The sequence below is a fragment of the Labrenzia sp. PHM005 genome (assembly GCF_006517275.1).
Lineage (GTDB): Bacteria > Pseudomonadota > Alphaproteobacteria > Rhizobiales > Stappiaceae > Roseibium.
Genome location: NZ_CP041191.1, coordinates 460,829 through 476,488 on the forward strand (window position 1 = coordinate 460,829; position 15,660 = coordinate 476,488).

At 54.7% G+C, this 15,660-nt stretch carries 15 protein-coding genes; 10 read left to right on the plus strand and 5 right to left on the minus strand.

What is annotated here, in order from left to right:
- Nucleotides 1-19 precede the first annotated feature (19 nt).
- The gene (locus FJ695_RS02260; RefSeq protein WP_141183924.1) at nt 20-490 is read left to right on the plus strand and encodes a DUF2269 domain-containing protein; all 471 of its coding nucleotides are present in this window, start codon (nt 20-22) and stop codon (nt 488-490) included.
- A gap of 5 nt (nt 491-495) precedes the next feature.
- Nucleotides 496-1,803, plus strand: a complete 1,308-nt coding sequence (locus FJ695_RS02265) for an SDR family oxidoreductase (protein WP_247653779.1) — start codon at nt 496-498, stop codon at nt 1,801-1,803.
- A 28-nt stretch (nt 1,804-1,831) separates the two neighbouring features.
- Here the strand turns inward: FJ695_RS02265 and FJ695_RS02270 are convergent, their stop codons facing one another.
- The gene (locus FJ695_RS02270) at nt 1,832-2,302 is read right to left on the minus strand and encodes an OsmC family protein (protein ID WP_141183926.1); all 471 of its coding nucleotides are present in this window, start codon (nt 2,300-2,302) and stop codon (nt 1,832-1,834) included.
- A 100-nt stretch (nt 2,303-2,402) separates the two neighbouring features.
- On the opposite strand from FJ695_RS02270, the gene FJ695_RS02275 reads away from it, so the two are divergent.
- On the plus strand, nt 2,403-3,035 hold the full coding sequence (locus tag FJ695_RS02275; protein ID WP_141183927.1) for a GntR family transcriptional regulator: 633 nt from the start codon (nt 2,403-2,405) through the stop codon (nt 3,033-3,035).
- 23 nt (nt 3,036-3,058) lie between these two features.
- Here FJ695_RS02275 and FJ695_RS02280 read toward each other — a convergent pair whose 3' ends face one another.
- From FJ695_RS02280 to ubiE, 4 genes are all read right to left on the minus strand, one after another.
- Nucleotides 3,059-4,138 carry an alcohol dehydrogenase family protein gene (locus tag FJ695_RS02280; protein ID WP_141183928.1) on the minus strand — a complete coding sequence of 360 codons (1,080 nt, stop codon included), beginning with the start codon at nt 4,136-4,138 and terminating at the stop codon, nt 3,059-3,061.
- Nucleotides 4,139-4,346: 208 nt separating this feature from the next.
- Nucleotides 4,347-5,273, minus strand: coding sequence for a phosphatase PAP2 family protein (locus FJ695_RS02285; protein WP_168206236.1), 927 nt, complete (start codon nt 5,271-5,273; stop codon nt 4,347-4,349).
- A 446-nt stretch (nt 5,274-5,719) separates the two neighbouring features.
- Nucleotides 5,720-7,306, minus strand: a complete 1,587-nt coding sequence (ubiB, locus tag FJ695_RS02290) for a 2-polyprenylphenol 6-hydroxylase (protein ID WP_141183930.1) — start codon at nt 7,304-7,306, stop codon at nt 5,720-5,722.
- Between the two features lie 3 nt (nt 7,307-7,309).
- Nucleotides 7,310-8,101 carry a bifunctional demethylmenaquinone methyltransferase/2-methoxy-6-polyprenyl-1,4-benzoquinol methylase UbiE gene (gene ubiE, locus FJ695_RS02295; protein ID WP_141183931.1) on the minus strand — a complete coding sequence of 264 codons (792 nt, stop codon included), beginning with the start codon at nt 8,099-8,101 and terminating at the stop codon, nt 7,310-7,312.
- Nucleotides 8,102-8,255: 154 nt separating this feature from the next.
- Here ubiE and mutM point away from each other — a divergent pair, with 154 nt between their 5' ends.
- The 7 genes from mutM (at nt 8,256) to recF (ending at nt 15,645) form a co-directional block, all read left to right on the plus strand.
- Nucleotides 8,256-9,149: a bifunctional DNA-formamidopyrimidine glycosylase/DNA-(apurinic or apyrimidinic site) lyase gene (gene mutM, locus FJ695_RS02300; RefSeq protein ID WP_141183932.1), complete on the plus strand. Its 894-nt coding sequence runs from the start codon at nt 8,256-8,258 to the stop codon at nt 9,147-9,149.
- A gap of 99 nt (nt 9,150-9,248) precedes the next feature.
- Entirely contained in the window at nt 9,249-10,022 is a 774-nt protein-coding gene (locus FJ695_RS02305) for an enoyl-CoA hydratase (RefSeq protein WP_141183933.1), read from the plus strand.
- A gap of 176 nt (nt 10,023-10,198) precedes the next feature.
- The gene (gene rpsT / locus FJ695_RS02310; protein WP_141183934.1) at nt 10,199-10,465 is read left to right on the plus strand and encodes a 30S ribosomal protein S20; all 267 of its coding nucleotides are present in this window, start codon (nt 10,199-10,201) and stop codon (nt 10,463-10,465) included.
- A 646-nt stretch (nt 10,466-11,111) separates the two neighbouring features.
- Nucleotides 11,112-11,552: a rhodanese-like domain-containing protein gene (locus FJ695_RS02315; protein WP_141183935.1), complete on the plus strand. Its 441-nt coding sequence runs from the start codon at nt 11,112-11,114 to the stop codon at nt 11,550-11,552.
- A gap of 157 nt (nt 11,553-11,709) precedes the next feature.
- On the plus strand, nt 11,710-13,188 hold the full coding sequence (gene dnaA, locus FJ695_RS02320) for a chromosomal replication initiator protein DnaA (protein ID WP_141183936.1): 1,479 nt from the start codon (nt 11,710-11,712) through the stop codon (nt 13,186-13,188).
- 170 nt (nt 13,189-13,358) lie between these two features.
- Nucleotides 13,359-14,477 carry a DNA polymerase III subunit beta gene (dnaN, locus tag FJ695_RS02325; protein WP_141183937.1) on the plus strand — a complete coding sequence of 373 codons (1,119 nt, stop codon included), beginning with the start codon at nt 13,359-13,361 and terminating at the stop codon, nt 14,475-14,477.
- 31 nt (nt 14,478-14,508) lie between these two features.
- Entirely contained in the window at nt 14,509-15,645 is a 1,137-nt protein-coding gene (gene recF, locus FJ695_RS02330; protein ID WP_141183938.1) for a DNA replication/repair protein RecF, read from the plus strand.
- Nucleotides 15,646-15,660 lie beyond the last annotated feature (15 nt).

Here is a 15,660-nt window from a genome sequence, read left to right on the forward strand (position 1 = left end):
ATTTTTTCATCGGCAGCCGATGACCTATTTTTTCTTGAAATATGTTCATGTGATCGGTGCGGTCATTCTTCTGGGCACTGGAACCGGCATCGCGTTTTTCATGTTGATGGCACACAGGAGCAGAGATCCTGCTTTCATTGCCAAGACATCAGCAGTTGTGGTCGCTGCAGACACGCTGTTCACCGCAACAGCCGTGATTGCCCAACCGGTCAGTGGTTATCTCCTGATCCGCGAAGTTGGCTATCCCATGACCAGCGGTTGGATCCTTGCATCGCTGGCGCTTTATGGGGTTGCCGGTGCATTCTGGCTTCCGGTTGTTTGGTTTCAAATCAGGATGCGGGATTTGGCTAAAGAAGCTGCTGCGAACGATACCCGCTTGCCTGTCGCCTATTACAAATTCTTCCGCTGGTGGTTCGCGTTTGGCTTTCCAGGTTTCGGATCTGTCATGGCCATTTTTTGGCTGATGATTGCCAAACCCGATTTATGGTAGGGATTATGCAGAAAATAGCCGTTTTAGGTGCCTCCGGCCTCATTGGTGAAGCCATCACGCATGCACTTCGGATCCAGGGACATGATGTCACACCGATTGCCCGGCGATTTACGACCGGTCAGATCCTTTCTTTAGAAACAGCCGTCGAAACTGATTTCACATCATTGGATGACAGCGACCTTTTTACCCTGATCGATAGCTTCGATGTCATCATCAATTGCGTCGGCATTCTCCAGGACACGCCCTCCGGCAACACAAAGGATGTTCACACTGAGTTCGTGAGCAGACTTGTTTCGGCAATGACGCAGGATGAAAAGCCACGTTTGCTGATCCATCTCTCCATCCCCGGACAAAAGGAAAACGATACAACGCCCTTCGCGACGACCAAGCGCGAGGCTGAAGGCGTTATCTCGTCCAGTTCCCTGGACCATATTATTTTAAGGCCTGGATTTGTTTATGCTCCCGGGGCTTTCGGCGGGAGTGCGCTCCTTCGGTCGGTTGCTGCGCTGCCGATCGATCTGCCTGATGAATACCGCGCAAAACCGTTTCGTTTTACGGCCCTCCAGGATATCGCAGATACTGTTTTGACTGTCATCGAAGCCCGCAAATCCGAGAAGAAGAGCTATCGCGAAATCTGGGACGTCATGTCCCCTGACCCTCAGACGGTCGGAACGACGGTGGATGCGCTGCGCCGCTGGTTAGGTGGGCCTGGATTCCGGATGTCGTCGCCAAAGTGGCTGATTGCACCTCTTGCAAAAACCGGAGATTTTGCAGCCAAACTCGGGTGGCGTCCGCCGCTCCGTACTACAGCTATTAAAGAGCTCGAACGGGGTGTCGAAGGCGATCCCAGCCGATGGCTGGAGGCGACTGGCTTAAAACCAACACACCTTCTCGATGCCCTTCAAATAAGACCTGCAACCATTCAAGAGCGTTGGTTTTCCCGCCTGTATCTTCTCAAGGCCCTCACCCTTCCGACGCTGTTTGTCTTTTGGACTTTGTCAGGATTGATCGCGCTGACCGTGGCCTTTGATGCTGCATCTAACATTCTCACATCCCACGGCTTCCCGCTTTGGGCCGCCTATGCGATTACTGTTGTTAGCAGCTTGATCGATATCCTTGTTGGCCTGGCAATTATTTGGCGCAGAACCTGCGCAATTGGTTTGTTGGCAGGTATTGGCGTTTCAATCTTTTACATGATTGGCGCCGCCATTTTGACACCGGATATGTGGATTGAACCGCTCGGAGCTTTGGTAAAGACCGGACCGGCGATAGTCCTCATGTTGGTTGGCCTGGCGATTTTGGATGACCGCTGATCAAAGGGATTGGCCGGTTTAAGCTGCGTCACACTTCTACATATGTGGCTTCGAAATTCACTGGAAAGTTTACAGACCGGGCGATGTAACAAACCTTGTGGATCTCATGATGAATGGCATCGGCCGCACCAAGATCGGTTCCGGACGGCACGGTGATTTTGGGTCGGAGGGTTGCACTTAAAAACCGGCCGGCACCGCTTGCTTCCGTTTCACCAACGGCAACTGGCACATCTTCGTAACCGCTCACGGCAATACCCGCGTTACTGGCCAGATGCAGATACCAGAGCATGTGGCAGCTAGAGAGCGCTGACACCAGCAGGTCTTCCGGATTGTGCAGTGCCGGATCGCCGCCCAGCAATGGGTCATTTGAGCAAGGCACGGGCGGTTTGCCGGGCGTCCGGATTTCCCAAGTCCGGTCGTAGCCCTTGTAGGTCCGGGTCCCCTCGCCGCGGTTTCCGGTCCAAACTATTTTGGACTGGTATTCGTGTTTCTTTGTCATTCAACACTCCAAATGTATACATTTATACATTTCATATTGTGCGCCACTGTCAAGTGCCTTATCCAAGGTTCAAAAAGCCATCAGAAGCTGGGGAGGAAGAATGTCTGCAGAGCGCATTGCCGATCGACTTCAGGCTGACATCATTGCGGGCAGCTACCGCCCTGGTACCGAGCTGAAACAAGGCGAGATTGCTGTGCGGTTTGATGTCAGCCGCATCCCGGTTCGCGATGCCTTGCAGCTGCTTGCCGCCAGGGGTTTGATCGACCTTGTTCCCAACCGGCGTGCCCGCGTTATCTCTTTATCGGTCGACGAAATTCGCGAGATTTACGACCTGCGGATCTTGCTAGAATGCGACTGTCTTCAGCAGGCCATCGGCAAGATGGACCAAGATGATTTGGATACTCTGTCAACGGCCCTGGAACACTCTTCGATCGATGCCAAAACGGCCCGTTGGGCGGACGGCGATTGGGAGTTCCACAAAACCCTCTACCAGCCCGCCAAAAAGCCGCGGCAACTCCGGATGATCGAAGACCTGCGGCGCACTTGCCGGATTCACATCGCCGGATACGGCATCTTGCCGAACCGGACATCCGACTGGCTGCAAGATCACGCAGACTTGGTCGATGCCTGTGCGAACCGGGCCTCAGAAAAGGCGGTTACAATCCTGAAACACCATATAGAAGCAGCCGGACAGACACTTACCGACGCCCTGTCCGATGGTATCCTACCCTGACACTGCCAGTGGATCGTGAGGACCTATGCCTCTTCCACCACAAGACCTATTTTTCCGGCATACCGCTTTGATAAAAAGGCCTCTTGCGCCTTCCGCATGTCTTTCAAAGCAAACGTTTTGGCCACCACTGGCGAGATTTCACCGCGCTCAATGTAACCCACCAGATCCTCAAAAACTCTCGGGTCTTGCTTGGTGCAGCCGAAGAAAGACAAATCTTTGAGGTAAAGGGTTCTCAAATCCAGTTCGACAATTGGGCCAGCAATGGCTCCGGCCACTGCATAGCGGCCGCCGCCCTTCAGCGCGTCAATCAGCAGCGGAAACTTTGGCCCGCCCACAAGATCCAGAACCACATCAAAAGATTGCTCCGGCAGCGCATCATTCCGGCCCAATGTTTCATCGGCGCCGATACCTTTGAGTTCCTCGGCCTTTTCCGGTGACGTAATTGCTGTGACATGAGCGCCCCGGCGCTTTGCCAGCTGGATCGCGGCAGACCCAACCCCCCCGGAGGCACCAGTAATCAGCACCCGCTCGGCCTTTAGGGAACATCGTTGGATCATGCCTTCAGCGGTCGAATACGCGCAGGGAAACGACGCCAGCTCAACATCGCTCAAACGCGAAGAGACTGCGAGAGCGTCTTCTGAATACGTGACAGCATACTCGGCAAATCCACCGTCATATTCAGAACCGAATGTGACAAGCGGCAAACCAGCATGCGCGCTCTTTGGCACCTGCATAGACCTGACGAGCACCCGCTCACCGATCCGCGAGTCCGCTACGCCGCCGCCAACAGCAACGATCACACCGCAGCAATCTGCGCCTTGAATGCGTGGAAACTGGAGTGCTCCGGACCAGGCCCCATCTGCATCGGTTTGCCCGCCATAGCCCTCTGAAGCTGCAGCGGCTGTATCACCGCGCACGCTTTTTGAATACCAGCCGGTCCGGGTGTTTATGTCTGTGTTGTTGATGGCGGCTGCGCCAACCCTAATCAGCACTTGGCCCGGCTCTGGTTGCGGTACGGACAAATCTTCGCGCCATTCCAGGCAATCAAGTCCGCCATGGCCGGTTAGAACCATACCGCTCATTTGGTCGGGAATATGTGGCATCGAGTTCTCCAGCCAAAATTCATCTCACCCACACAGGTAGAATGATCTTTCTACTTGGTCAACATCGCAATAATCCCGACCCGGGCTGAATGGCCTGGCAACATTTCCTTAGATCCAGAAATTCACCGCCATCGCGCCAAGTGCCGCCGCAATCACCCAATGAGTCGCGCGCCTGACAGAATCACGATTTTCGCTTCGTTTTAGATACTTAGGCCGACTGTTCTTTATGGATGGGCACTGAAGGTCCAGCCTGGAGAACGTCACCGTCAACGAGAGTGGGTGCTGATTTTGGTTTATTAACCTCACGGAGGCCCAATTTGTGAAGCACTGTGCCCAAACTCGGCAACGACCATTGTGCCAGAAAACAATTTGAGGTCACCCAACCGGTGACAATTGCCACGCCTAGGCCTGCCAATATGTCAACAAAGTAGTGACTTCCATGGGAAATGGCCGACAAAGCCATAGCAAGGGCTGAGAAACAAACCGGCCAACGTGCCCATTTGACTTTTCTTGCGGACCAAAAAACCCAGAAACCGACACCTGCGTGAACGGACGGGAACGAAAGAATTCCAGACAAGTTCACAACAGATATTGATTGCAGATGACCGCCATAAGCGATCTGAAACTGCTCCAAAAAACCATACCCGATTGTTGGAACCATATGCTCCAATTCGCTCGCAGGAACACCGTAGGAATAAAATGCCCCCATAGACGGAAACCATATCGATATCACGCTGGAGAAGAGTGACAGGAATTCGAATCCAAAAACAAATCCAAATGCAAGTTCGATTTTCCGGCTGAAAATCAACAACAGAGGTACAGCCAATATCAGAATGAAGAAAACATCATAGATTGCGGTAAAGAACTGGATCAGAAATAAATATTGGTCGATGAAATGGATGTAGGCGACCCAATCGAACCCAATGGCTCTGTCAGCAGCGATCAGCCAATCATCAGCAAGCGGCATACGAAGCGATATGGCGAGGAATGTTGACAAGAAAATCGGGACGACCAGTAAAAACAACGCGCCCAAGATCTCACAGACAGCCGAAACATATTGGTCCTTGATAAGAACCAATAATGCGGCGGCGAAATAGAATACCATGCCGACACCCCAAAACGGGGCGAAGGACATGTAGTCAATCTCAATGGCCCTGGTCCAACTTATGAGAGCCACCGCTGCCCATGAAATCAGTACGAAAACAAACAGCCCAATCCGCTGCGTGGAGGCGACAATACCGCACATAGCAAATACAACCAGTAATTAGCAATCAATCAGCTGCTATACTGATTTTTTTAACAATGTATAAATATCGTATATTCATGCGAGGTATCGTTGCTGACCTGAGAACGGAATCCAGCCACTCTCACAAATTCAAACATCGTAGTAATTTGGAAAAGTACAAAGTTTTAAAGCGCTAACGACACCGGCAAGAACGTGAATCGCAGCGCAAAATGGATAAGGGCAGCTTGGTGAGAGTGCTGGGTGTAGCCAGAGAGAGTTTCAGGTTACCTATAGAACAACCTGTCCCCTCTCGGCCCCATCCGGATCGAAGCTATTGACAGCTCAGAACGCAAATATCAATTCAAAAACACGCTCACCGCCATCGCGCTGAGTGCCGCCGCAATCACCCAAAGCGCCGCTCGGCCAGACCGGGTGTGGCGGGCTTCGGCCTTGCCAATCGCCTCGGCGGTCTCGTCACTGAAGCGCAGGCCTTGCGTGGTCATTTTTTCGATCTCTTCAGACATACGGCCAATGCGGTCGGCAAAGAGCGGCATGTCATTGGCAATCCGCGCCAGAGAGGAGATAACATCTCCGACATCCCGCATTTTGCCAACCGGCCCCAAATGTTCCGCGATCCAACTTCCGACGACAGGCTCGGCGGTCTTCCACATATCCAGACGCGGATTGAGCGAGCGGGCAACTCCTTCGACCACGACCATGGTTTTTTGCAGCATGATCAGCTGAGTCTGAGTACGCATCTCAAAGAGCTCGGTGACCTCAAACAGCTGCGTGAGCAGCCGCGCCATGGAGATTTCACTGGCATCATGGCCATGGATCGGCTCGCCGATTGCACGAATGGCCTGCGCAAACATGTCAACATCTTGGTTGGCAGGAACGTAACCCGCTTCAAAATGCACTTCCGCAACACGATTGTAGTTGCGAGTGATGAAGCCGAACAGAATTTCCGCCAGGAACCGGCGCTCACGTTTGTTCAGCCGGCCGACAATGCCAAAATCAACAGCAACCAAGGTGCCATCAGCTTCCACGAACAAATTGCCCTGGTGCATGTCGGCATGAAAGAATCCATCGCGCAGGGTATGGCGCAGGAAGCTTTGGATGACAGCATCGCCCAGCGCCACCAAGTCCTGACCATCTTCAGCCAATCCCTCGACATCCGACATTTTGCGGCCGTCGATCCATTCCATGGTGAGGACGCTCTTAGATGTGCGCACCCAATCGACTTCCGGCACCCGGAAGCCCGGATCATCAGCCGTGTTTTCCGCCATTTCCGACAGGCCGGCGGCTTCCAGACGGAAGTCCATCTCCATAGCGACAGATTGAGCCAGTGTATCGACGACAGCGACCGGCCGCAGCCGGCGCGACGGCTCGTGAAACCGTTCCGCCAATCGCGCCACCAAATAATAGCTCTCAAGATCACGCTTGAAACGCCGCCTGACACCCGGGCGCAAGACTTTCACGGCAACCTTGCGTTCAGTGCCGTCCTTGCCGCGGACAGTGGCCGGATGCACCTGTGCGATCGACGCGGCAGCGACGGCCTCGCCAAAATCCACAAACAGGTCTTCAATCGGCTGACCAAGCTGCTCGGAAATCACCTTGCGGGCTTCCTCATGATCAAAGGGAGCCAGCTGATCCTGAAGCGCGGACAGATCCCGTGCGGCTTCCTTGCCAACCACATCCTCGCGCGTGGCCAAAAACTGACCGAGCTTCACATAAGATGGCCCGAGCCTGTTGAGCGCATCAGACAGGCGAAGCTCTGCACTTTTGTTTTTGACTGACCGGCGTTCGATAAGGCGCGCAACGGCAATTGCAATGCGCGGACCAGCTGGCAGATCCGGAAGATGCGCCAAGCCGAACACGCCCTCGCGGGCCATCACAAAACCGGCCCGTACCAGACGGAAAAAAGGCATCACAGCAAAGGCCATGGATCAGAGTTTCCATCCGGAATGTAATGCGGCGATCCCGCCGGAATAATTGCGGTAATTGACCCGTTCAAATCCAGCGTCACGGATCATCTCGGCGAAGCGCTCCTGGCTCGGGAATTTGCGGATTGATTCCACCAGATACTGATACGGATCAGCGTCACCTGTCACCCATTTGCCAAGTGGCGGGATCACGTTGAACGACAGCATGTCGTACACTTTGTCGAGACCAGGAACATCCACTTCGGAAAATTCGAGGCACATGAACCGGCCACCGCGCTTCAAAACCCGGTGCGCTTCCCGGAGCGCTTTGGGAATATCGGGCACATTACGGATACCGAAGGCGATCGTATAAGCGTCGAAACTCTTATCCGGAAACGGCAGATCTTCGGCATTGCCCTGGGAAAAAGTGATGAGGTCCGACAGGCCCGCTTTCTCCGCCCGGTCGCGCCCAACGTTCAGCATGGAATTGTTGATGTCGCAGACAACCGCTTTTGCGCTCCTATTGGACCGCTCAACCACCCGGGTAGAAATATCGCCAGTACCGCCGGCAACATCCAAAAGCCGCCAATTGGAAGCAGGTGATTTGGGCGGTGCCAGATAGGACACCATCGCATCCTTCCAAACCCGGTGCAGGCCGCCAGACATCAGGTCATTCATCAGGTCATAACGGTCAGCGACCTTATGAAAGACATCATCCACGAGGGCTTGCTTCTGTCCTTCGCCAACCTTTGTGAAGCCGAAGCTGGTCGGCATATCTTCTGGCGTGCGGTTCTGGCTCTGTGCCTGTTGCGTCATCTGCGCGGCTCCTGGCGGGTCGAAGCGTCATTCTTTTGTTAAAAGTGCGCCGGACCATAGTACAAGCCTCTGCCGAGCGCTATCGTTGCCGGTCACGGAAACACCATATGCCGCAGGCCTATATCGCGCCGGACGAATGGAGACCAGAGAATAAATGCCTGAATTGCCAGAAGTGGAAACGGTGAAACGCGGATTGGCACCAACGTTTGAGGGTGGCCAGCTTGTCCGTGTAGACCAAAATCGCCCGGACCTGCGCTTTCCATTCCCCAGTGATTTTGTGGACCGGCTGACCGGGCGTGTTGTGACATCCCTATCCCGGCGGTCAAAATATCTTCTGGCCGACATTGATTGCGGTGATGTTTTGATCATGCATCTGGGCATGTCCGGATCGTTCCGGATCGAAAACGATGCAGACAACACAACGCCCGGCAGCTTTGCTCACGAACGCAGCAAGGATCCGAAACACGATCACGTGGTATTTCATCTGAAATCGAAGGACGGCGCAGCCGCCCGGATCATCTATAATGACCCGCGGCGGTTTGGTTTTATGGATCTCGTTGCAAGGCCGGAATTAGAAGCCCATCCATATTTTAAAGACCTCGGGCTAGAACCCCTTGGCAACGCTTTGAACGGAGACGTGCTGGCGGGCCTGTTTGCCGGCCGGAAATCTCCCTTAAAAGCCGCCCTTCTCAATCAAAAACTGATTGCTGGCCTCGGCAACATATATGTGTGTGAGGCGCTCTGGCGATCCGGCCTGAGCCCCAAACGGCTTGCAGGTACGCTCGTCACAAAATCCGGACGGCCCACCGCAAAAGCCAATTTACTTGCAGAAAACATCCGCCAGACCCTGGAAGATGCCATCAAGGCAGGAGGTTCATCTCTGAGAGACCACACCCAGGCAGATGGCTCCCTTGGGTATTTTCAGCACTCTTTCGCGGTCTACGACCGGGAGGGCGAACCCTGCCGCACGCCAAAGTGCAAGGGCACCATTGCCCGGATGGTCCAATCCAATAGATCGACCTTTTATTGTCCGCTTTGCCAAGGGTAGAACCGGGTGTAAGGACTACTGCGACGCTTGCCAGACCCCGCCCCCTCGGGTACCCATGGCCCAGACTTTATAGATATCCTGCTATGGGGAGCAGACACGATGGGATACGAAAACATCCGGGTTGAGAAACGCGGCAAGGTCGGGCTGATCACCTTGGACCGCCCCAAGGCGCTCAATGCTTTGAATTCAGCCCTGGTTGGTGAGCTTGGCGCGGCCCTAGACGCATATGATGCAGACGAAAAAATCGGCTGTGTGGTGATCACCGGCTCTGAGAAAGCCTTTGCCGCTGGTGCTGACATTAAGGAAATGCAGCCGCATACCTTTTCCTCTGCCTACCAAACCGATCTGATCACACCGTTTGACCGGGTGTCACAAAACCGCAAGCCGATCATCGCAGCGGTTGCCGGTTATGCGCTCGGCGGCGGCTGCGAACTCGCTATGCTCTGCGATTTCATCATTGCGGCCGACACAGCCAAGTTTGGCCAGCCGGAAATCACGCTTGGGGTGATCCCGGGCGCCGGCGGCACCCAGCGCCTGACCCGCTTTGTCGGCAAGTCAAAAGCCATGGACATGGTTCTCACCGGCCGGATGATGGATGCCGAAGAAGCAGAACGCAGCGGACTTGTCAGCCGTGTGGTTCCAGCGGATGATCTTCTGGAAGAAGCCCTGAAAGCTGCCGAGAAAATCGCGGACTTCTCCCTTCCTGTTGTCATGATGGCCAAGGAGAGTGTCGACCGGTCTTACGAGACGACATTGTCGGAAGGTGTGCGTTTCGAACGCCGTGTTTTCCATGCAATGTTTGCTCTTGAAGACCAAAAAGAAGGCATGTCGGCCTTTTCTGAAAAGCGCTCGCCGCAGTTCAACAACAAATAAACTTGAGGTGTCAGCGACAAAGCCGTTGACGCCAGCCTTTCACGCGATTATAAGCAGCGCCCAATCGGTGGCGGTTTTCTGCCGCCGTTGTTTTTTGATCGGGTCTCACCGCCACGGCGCCCAAGCCCCGATCGCCACCGGACACAAGTCCCATTATACCGATCAGGATTGAGCCCATGGCCAACACACCATCGGCCAAGAAGGCGGCCCGCAAGATTGCCCGCCGGACGGCCACGAACAAAGCTCGCCGGAGCCGCGTACGCACATACTTGCGCCAGGTTGAAGAAGCCATCGCTTCTGGAGATCAGGCTGCTGCAAACGACGCCTTTAAAGTGGCACAGCCGGAAATCATGCGCGCTGCCACCAAGGGCGTCATGCATGCCAACACGGCATCGCGGAAAGTTTCCCGCCTTAATGCCCGGATCAAGGCACTCGGCGCTTAAATTAGTCCTTAAATGGACCAACTGAAAGAACCCGGCCTCTGTGCCGGGTTTTTTTAGCCGCGTAATTTTGTGGATTGCTTTCAAACGCCCCCACACGCGGAAAGATTGTAAATTTTTACAGGTACGCCAATATCATAAGTTTTTTAATTATTTCAATATCTTACATACATGTAGGCTCTCAGAAACCCGATCAAACCGGATTCGATACGAGTCAAGGTATCTGATCCGAAATTTTTTTTAAAAAAGTCGAAACACCCCCGCTGCGCACCCTGAAATGGCAAAAAGTTATTGCTGGGAAAAGCGTTTGCTGCATCACCCACAGTGAGCCACAGATGTGTCATTTTGGGCGCATTTGGCGTCAGAATCGATAATCGGCGAAAGCGCCTGTTGAACCAGAAGCCCTGTCTGTATATTGTCTCATTGCTGGCAGACAAAAGACCGGTGAAAAACGAAAATCAGTGCTTGGATCCAAAAATGAATAAGTTGAAACCTAACATATCTAAGCACTTGCCCAGTAGAGCTGCGGGTGAATACATTATTGTATTCAATATACCCCACTCTTAGGGACTATCCAGACAAAATTCCATTTAACATTCCATAAAAAGACTTTAGATCAACAGCCCAACAGCTGTTGAAAGGGGGCGTTGTGTTTAGTGACTTAGGGTATGCTGGCGATGTAGATGCACAAGCCGCGTTTCAGGCACTTTCGGAGGTGCCGGGTGCGGTGCTTATCGACGTGCGGACACATGCAGAATGGACCTTTGTCGGGGTGCCAGATTTGCGCCCACTCAGCAAAGAAACCCTTTTTGCAGAATGGCAGAGTTTCCCCCCAAGCGGGCCGAATTCCGGGTTTGTTCAGGAGGTTTCTAACCTCTTCACAAAAAAAGGACTTGACCCAGACACGCCGATCTATTTTCTGTGCCGCTCCGGCGCGCGCAGTCAATCAGCCGCTCAAGCGATGACGCAGGCCGGCTACACGAAATGCTTCAACATATCTGATGGTTTCGAAGGCGCTCTCAACCCCGAGAGCCATCGCGGGACCCAGTCTGGATGGAAGGCCGCCGGACTGCCCTGGATACAAAGTTGAGAAATACCCCTGGAAACAGGGGCACATGAAAGGGCTTTGCCCGATCACTAATATAACCGTCCCAAAACCGGGACAATAAGCTGCAAAAGCGGCAAGGCGTTAAATGAACGAGGAACGGCTGTGGCGGACTGTTCTTCATATACAGGAGGCAGATAACATGCAGGTTCAGGAGGCAGGCGGCTCCGAACATTGGTCGCGGGTCAAGAAACAGCTCCGCGCTGAACTGGGGGACGATGTGTTCACCAGCTGGTTCGCGCGGGTTGATCTTGAGGAGCATCAGGACGGCACAGTCCGTTTGTCCGTTCCGACCCGTTTTTTGAAACAATGGATCCAGAATAACTACAATGACCGGCTGATGGGGCTTTGGCAGCGCGAATGCGACAACGTCCACCGCATCGAACTGACAGTTCGCGGCGCCATTCGTCCGCGCCAAGTCGCAGCGGTTCAACCGAGCCTTCCTGCCGGACCGGCAGGCGCTCAACCGGCTTCCATTGAAACCCGCTCTGAGGGACTTGGGGATGCATCTTTGGTCACCCGTGCCCAGGCTGCAACAGCAGCTGTTGGTCGCGGCGACACGGTGCCGGACAACGCCCGCGATGTTTTGCAAGGCGCGGCGCTCGATCCGAAATACACTTTTGAGACATTTGTTGAGGGCGACTCCAACAATCTCGCCCTTGCTGCAGCCCGGCAGGTCGCCGCAGGCGGCGCGGTGACGTTTAACCCGCTTTATCTGCATGCATCTGTGGGCCTTGGCAAAACCCACCTGATGCAAGCCGTTGCAGCAAAGGTACGCAACAGCGGCCGCAAGGTTCTCTACCTGACGGCTGAACATTTTATGTACAAGTTCGTTGCCGCGTTGAAATCTCAATCCGCCTTAGCGTTTAAGGAAAACCTGCGCACCATCGACCTCCTCCTGATCGATGACATGCAGTTTCTTCATGGCAAGCAGGTTCAGCAGGAATTCTGCCACACCCTGAACGCCCTGATTGATGGCGCACGCCAGGTGATTGTTGCAGCCGACCGCGCACCGTCTGATCTCGATACATTAGATGACCGCGTCCGTTCGCGGCTGTCTGGCGGTCTTGTAGTCGGCATCCAGGAGCCCGATTTCGTCTTGCGCCGGAATATCCTGGTCTCCCGGGTTGAAGCCGCGCACAAGTCTTACCCGGCTTTCGATGTTCCAGATTCCGTTCTGGATTACATTGCCCGCCACGTCGCATCTTCAGGCCGTGACCTGGAAGGCGCGCTGAACCGCCTGATTGCGCACAATCAGCTGACCAATCAGCCGATTACGCAGGAAATGGCGGAAATGACCCTGCGCGATCTGGTCCGCTCCAGTGAGCCGCGCCGGGTGAAAATCGAAGACATCCAACGGGTTGTCTCCAAGCACTATAATGTGACCAAGGCAGACCTTCTGTCCGCCCGCCGTACCCGCACGATCGTTCGCCCGCGGCAGATCGCAATGTATTTGGCAAAGGTCATGACACCACGGTCGCTGCCGGAAATCGGCCGCCGCTTTGGAAACCGTGACCACACAACAGTGTTGCATGCAGTCCGCAAAATCGAAGAAATGGCCCGTGCAGACTACGCGCTGGCGCAAGAAATCGAGCTTCTGAAGCGCATGCTGGACGCCTAAGACAAATAGACTGCCTTTTCAGCGAGAATTGGGGGCGTTCCAAGCGGACGCCCCCTTGCTTTTAGAGCCCGTTGAGGGCAGTGTCTTTCCCCCGCTCCCTTGCCGGAGCCTGAGAAAATCCTTGTTTGCCGGGTGTTCTATCCGGCGTTTCACGAGTACGGATGTAACGTATGAAAGCGACCCTCGAGCGGACCGACCTCCTCAAGTCCTTGACCCATGTTCACCGGGTGGTCGAACGCCGGAATACAATTCCGATCCTCTCCAACGTGTTGCTGCGCGCTGATGGCGGCGCCTTGAACCTGAAGGCAACCGATCTGGATCTAGAGATCGTTGAAACCGTTCCGGCCATGATCGAAATGCCGGGTGCCACCACCGTTCCAGCCCACATGTTTTATGACATCGTGCGCAAACTGCCGGAAGGCTCACAGGTTGTTCTGGAAACCACCGGCGACGACACCACTTTGGAAATCCGTGCCGGGCGCTCAAAGTTCACGCTTCAGATGTTGCCGGAAACGGACTTTCCCGATCTGACAGCCGGTGAGTTCAGCCACGGCTTTACCTTGAGTGCTGCCGACATTCGCAAGCTGATCGATACGACCCAGTTTGCGATCTCGACCGAAGAAACCCGCTATTATCTGAATGGTATTTACCTGCACACGGTCGACGCGAGCAATGGTCAACAATTCCGCGCAGTCGCTACAGACGGTCACCGGCTCGCCCAAGCCGAAGTTACCGCCCCATCCGGTTCATCCGGCATGCCGGGTATCATCGTGCCGCGTAAAACGGTTGGCGAAATCCAGAAACTTCTGGAAGATCCGGAAGCCGATGTTCAAGTCGAGCTGTCTGATACCAAGATCCGTATTACCACCGACACCATTGTTCTGACGTCCAAACTGATCGATGGAACGTTCCCGGACTATGGCCGGGTAATTCCGCAAGGCAACGACAAGGAAATGCGCGTTGACCGGGACGAGTTTAAAGAAGCCGTCGACCGCGTCTCAACGATCTCCTCTGAGCGCGGCCGTGCCGTCAAGATTTCGCTCGGCGATGGCCGTATGGTGCTGACCGTCAACAACCCGGATTCCGGCAGCGCGACAGAAGAGCTGGCGGTTGAATACGATTCTGACCCGCTCGAGATTGGCTTCAACTCCCGCTATCTGCTCGACATCGCCAACCAGCTCAGCAGCGACACCGCCCTGTTCCGGCTGGCCGATTCCGGCTCCCCAACCCTCATTCAGGACAACACGGTCGATGATTGCCTGTTCGTTCTGATGCCGATGCGGGTTTAAGCTGCGGCGTTAACATCAACGGAAGCTGGGTATGACTGAGTACCGGTCGGCACGCCTGACCCGCCTGACATTGACCGGCTTCCGCAACTATGCCGCCCTGTCGATCGATCTGTCGGCAAAGATGGTGGCCTTTGTCGGCGCGAATGGTGCCGGTAAAACAAATATTCTCGAAGCAATTTCGTTTTTGACCGCCGGCCGCGGATTGCGGCGGGCGGCCCTCGCCGACATTGCCCGTAAAGGCGGCAACGGCAGCTGGAGCGTTGCAGCCAAAATCCTACTCGACGGCATCGAAAGCAGCCTCGGCACCGGCGCCACCACGGGTGTGCCTGGCCGAAAAGTTCGGATCGACGGCGAGGATATGCGCTCATCCGAAAGTCTTTTGGATTACATGCGGGTTTTATGGCTGGTTCCAGCAATGGACGGCCTGTTCACCGGTCCGGGTTCTGACCGCCGCCGATTTCTTGACCGCCTGACACTGGCTATCGACCCAGCGCACGGACGGCGGGTCAGTGATTTTGAAAGCGCCTTGCGCCAGCGAAACAAGCTGCTGGATCAAGGTGCCTCGGACGCTTATTTGAGTGCACTGGAATTGCAAGTCGCAAGTTTGGGGACGGCCGTTTCCCTCGCGCGCCAGGAAACCGTTGGCTTGTTGCGGCAAATGATTTCTGACCAGCCGTTGGAAGGCTCAACTTTTCCACAAGCCAGCCTCTCGCTTGAAGGTGCTTTTGAAGCGGAAATGCTCGAAATGAGCGCGTCTGATCAAGAGGACCACTACTGCCGGCTTTTGGAGCAGGGCCGGCCTCGCGACAGGGCCGCTGGACGAACCCTCTCTGGCCCGCATTTGAGCGACCTGAAAGTCCGCCACGCCGCCAAGGACATGCCCGCCTCACAATCTTCCACCGGAGAACAAAAGGCACTTCTGATCGGCCTTGTTTTGGCGCATGCCGAACTCACAGCAAAGGTCTCTGGATTGACCCCGGTGCTGTTGCTCGACGAGGTCGCAGCACATCTCGATCCGGCCCGGCGCGCGGCCCTTTTTGCAAAGCTAGAGTCGCTTGGAGGCCAGGTCTTTATGACCGGGACAGACAGAGCTTTATTCGATGCACTTCCCGCTCAGTCTGAGGTCTTTGAAGTTGGCAATGACAAGGCGCACCTGAGCGGCGTGTGACAGCCCCATAAATCC

Coding starts and splice junctions, on each gene's coding strand:
- FJ695_RS02260 (WP_141183924.1), top strand. CDS start 20: ATGACCTATTTTTTCTTGAAATATGTTCATGTGATCGGTGCGGTCATT.
- FJ695_RS02265 (WP_247653779.1), top strand. CDS start 496: ATGCAGAAAATAGCCGTTTTAGGTGCCTCCGGCCTCATTGGTGAAGCC.
- FJ695_RS02270 (WP_141183926.1), bottom strand. CDS start 2,302: ATGACAAAGAAACACGAATACCAGTCCAAAATAGTTTGGACCGGAAAC.
- FJ695_RS02275 (WP_141183927.1), top strand. CDS start 2,403: ATGTCTGCAGAGCGCATTGCCGATCGACTTCAGGCTGACATCATTGCG.
- FJ695_RS02280 (WP_141183928.1), bottom strand. CDS start 4,138: ATGCCACATATTCCCGACCAAATGAGCGGTATGGTTCTAACCGGCCAT.
- FJ695_RS02285 (WP_168206236.1), bottom strand. CDS start 5,273: ATGTCCTTCGCCCCGTTTTGGGGTGTCGGCATGGTATTCTATTTCGCC.
- ubiB (WP_141183930.1), bottom strand. CDS start 7,306: ATGGCCTTTGCTGTGATGCCTTTTTTCCGTCTGGTACGGGCCGGTTTT.
- ubiE (WP_141183931.1), bottom strand. CDS start 8,101: ATGACGCAACAGGCACAGAGCCAGAACCGCACGCCAGAAGATATGCCG.
- mutM (WP_141183932.1), top strand. CDS start 8,256: ATGCCTGAATTGCCAGAAGTGGAAACGGTGAAACGCGGATTGGCACCA.
- FJ695_RS02305 (WP_141183933.1), top strand. CDS start 9,249: ATGGGATACGAAAACATCCGGGTTGAGAAACGCGGCAAGGTCGGGCTG.
- rpsT (WP_141183934.1), top strand. CDS start 10,199: ATGGCCAACACACCATCGGCCAAGAAGGCGGCCCGCAAGATTGCCCGC.
- dnaA (WP_141183936.1), top strand. CDS start 11,710: ATGCAGGTTCAGGAGGCAGGCGGCTCCGAACATTGGTCGCGGGTCAAG.
- dnaN (WP_141183937.1), top strand. CDS start 13,359: ATGAAAGCGACCCTCGAGCGGACCGACCTCCTCAAGTCCTTGACCCAT.
- recF (WP_141183938.1), top strand. CDS start 14,509: ATGACTGAGTACCGGTCGGCACGCCTGACCCGCCTGACATTGACCGGC.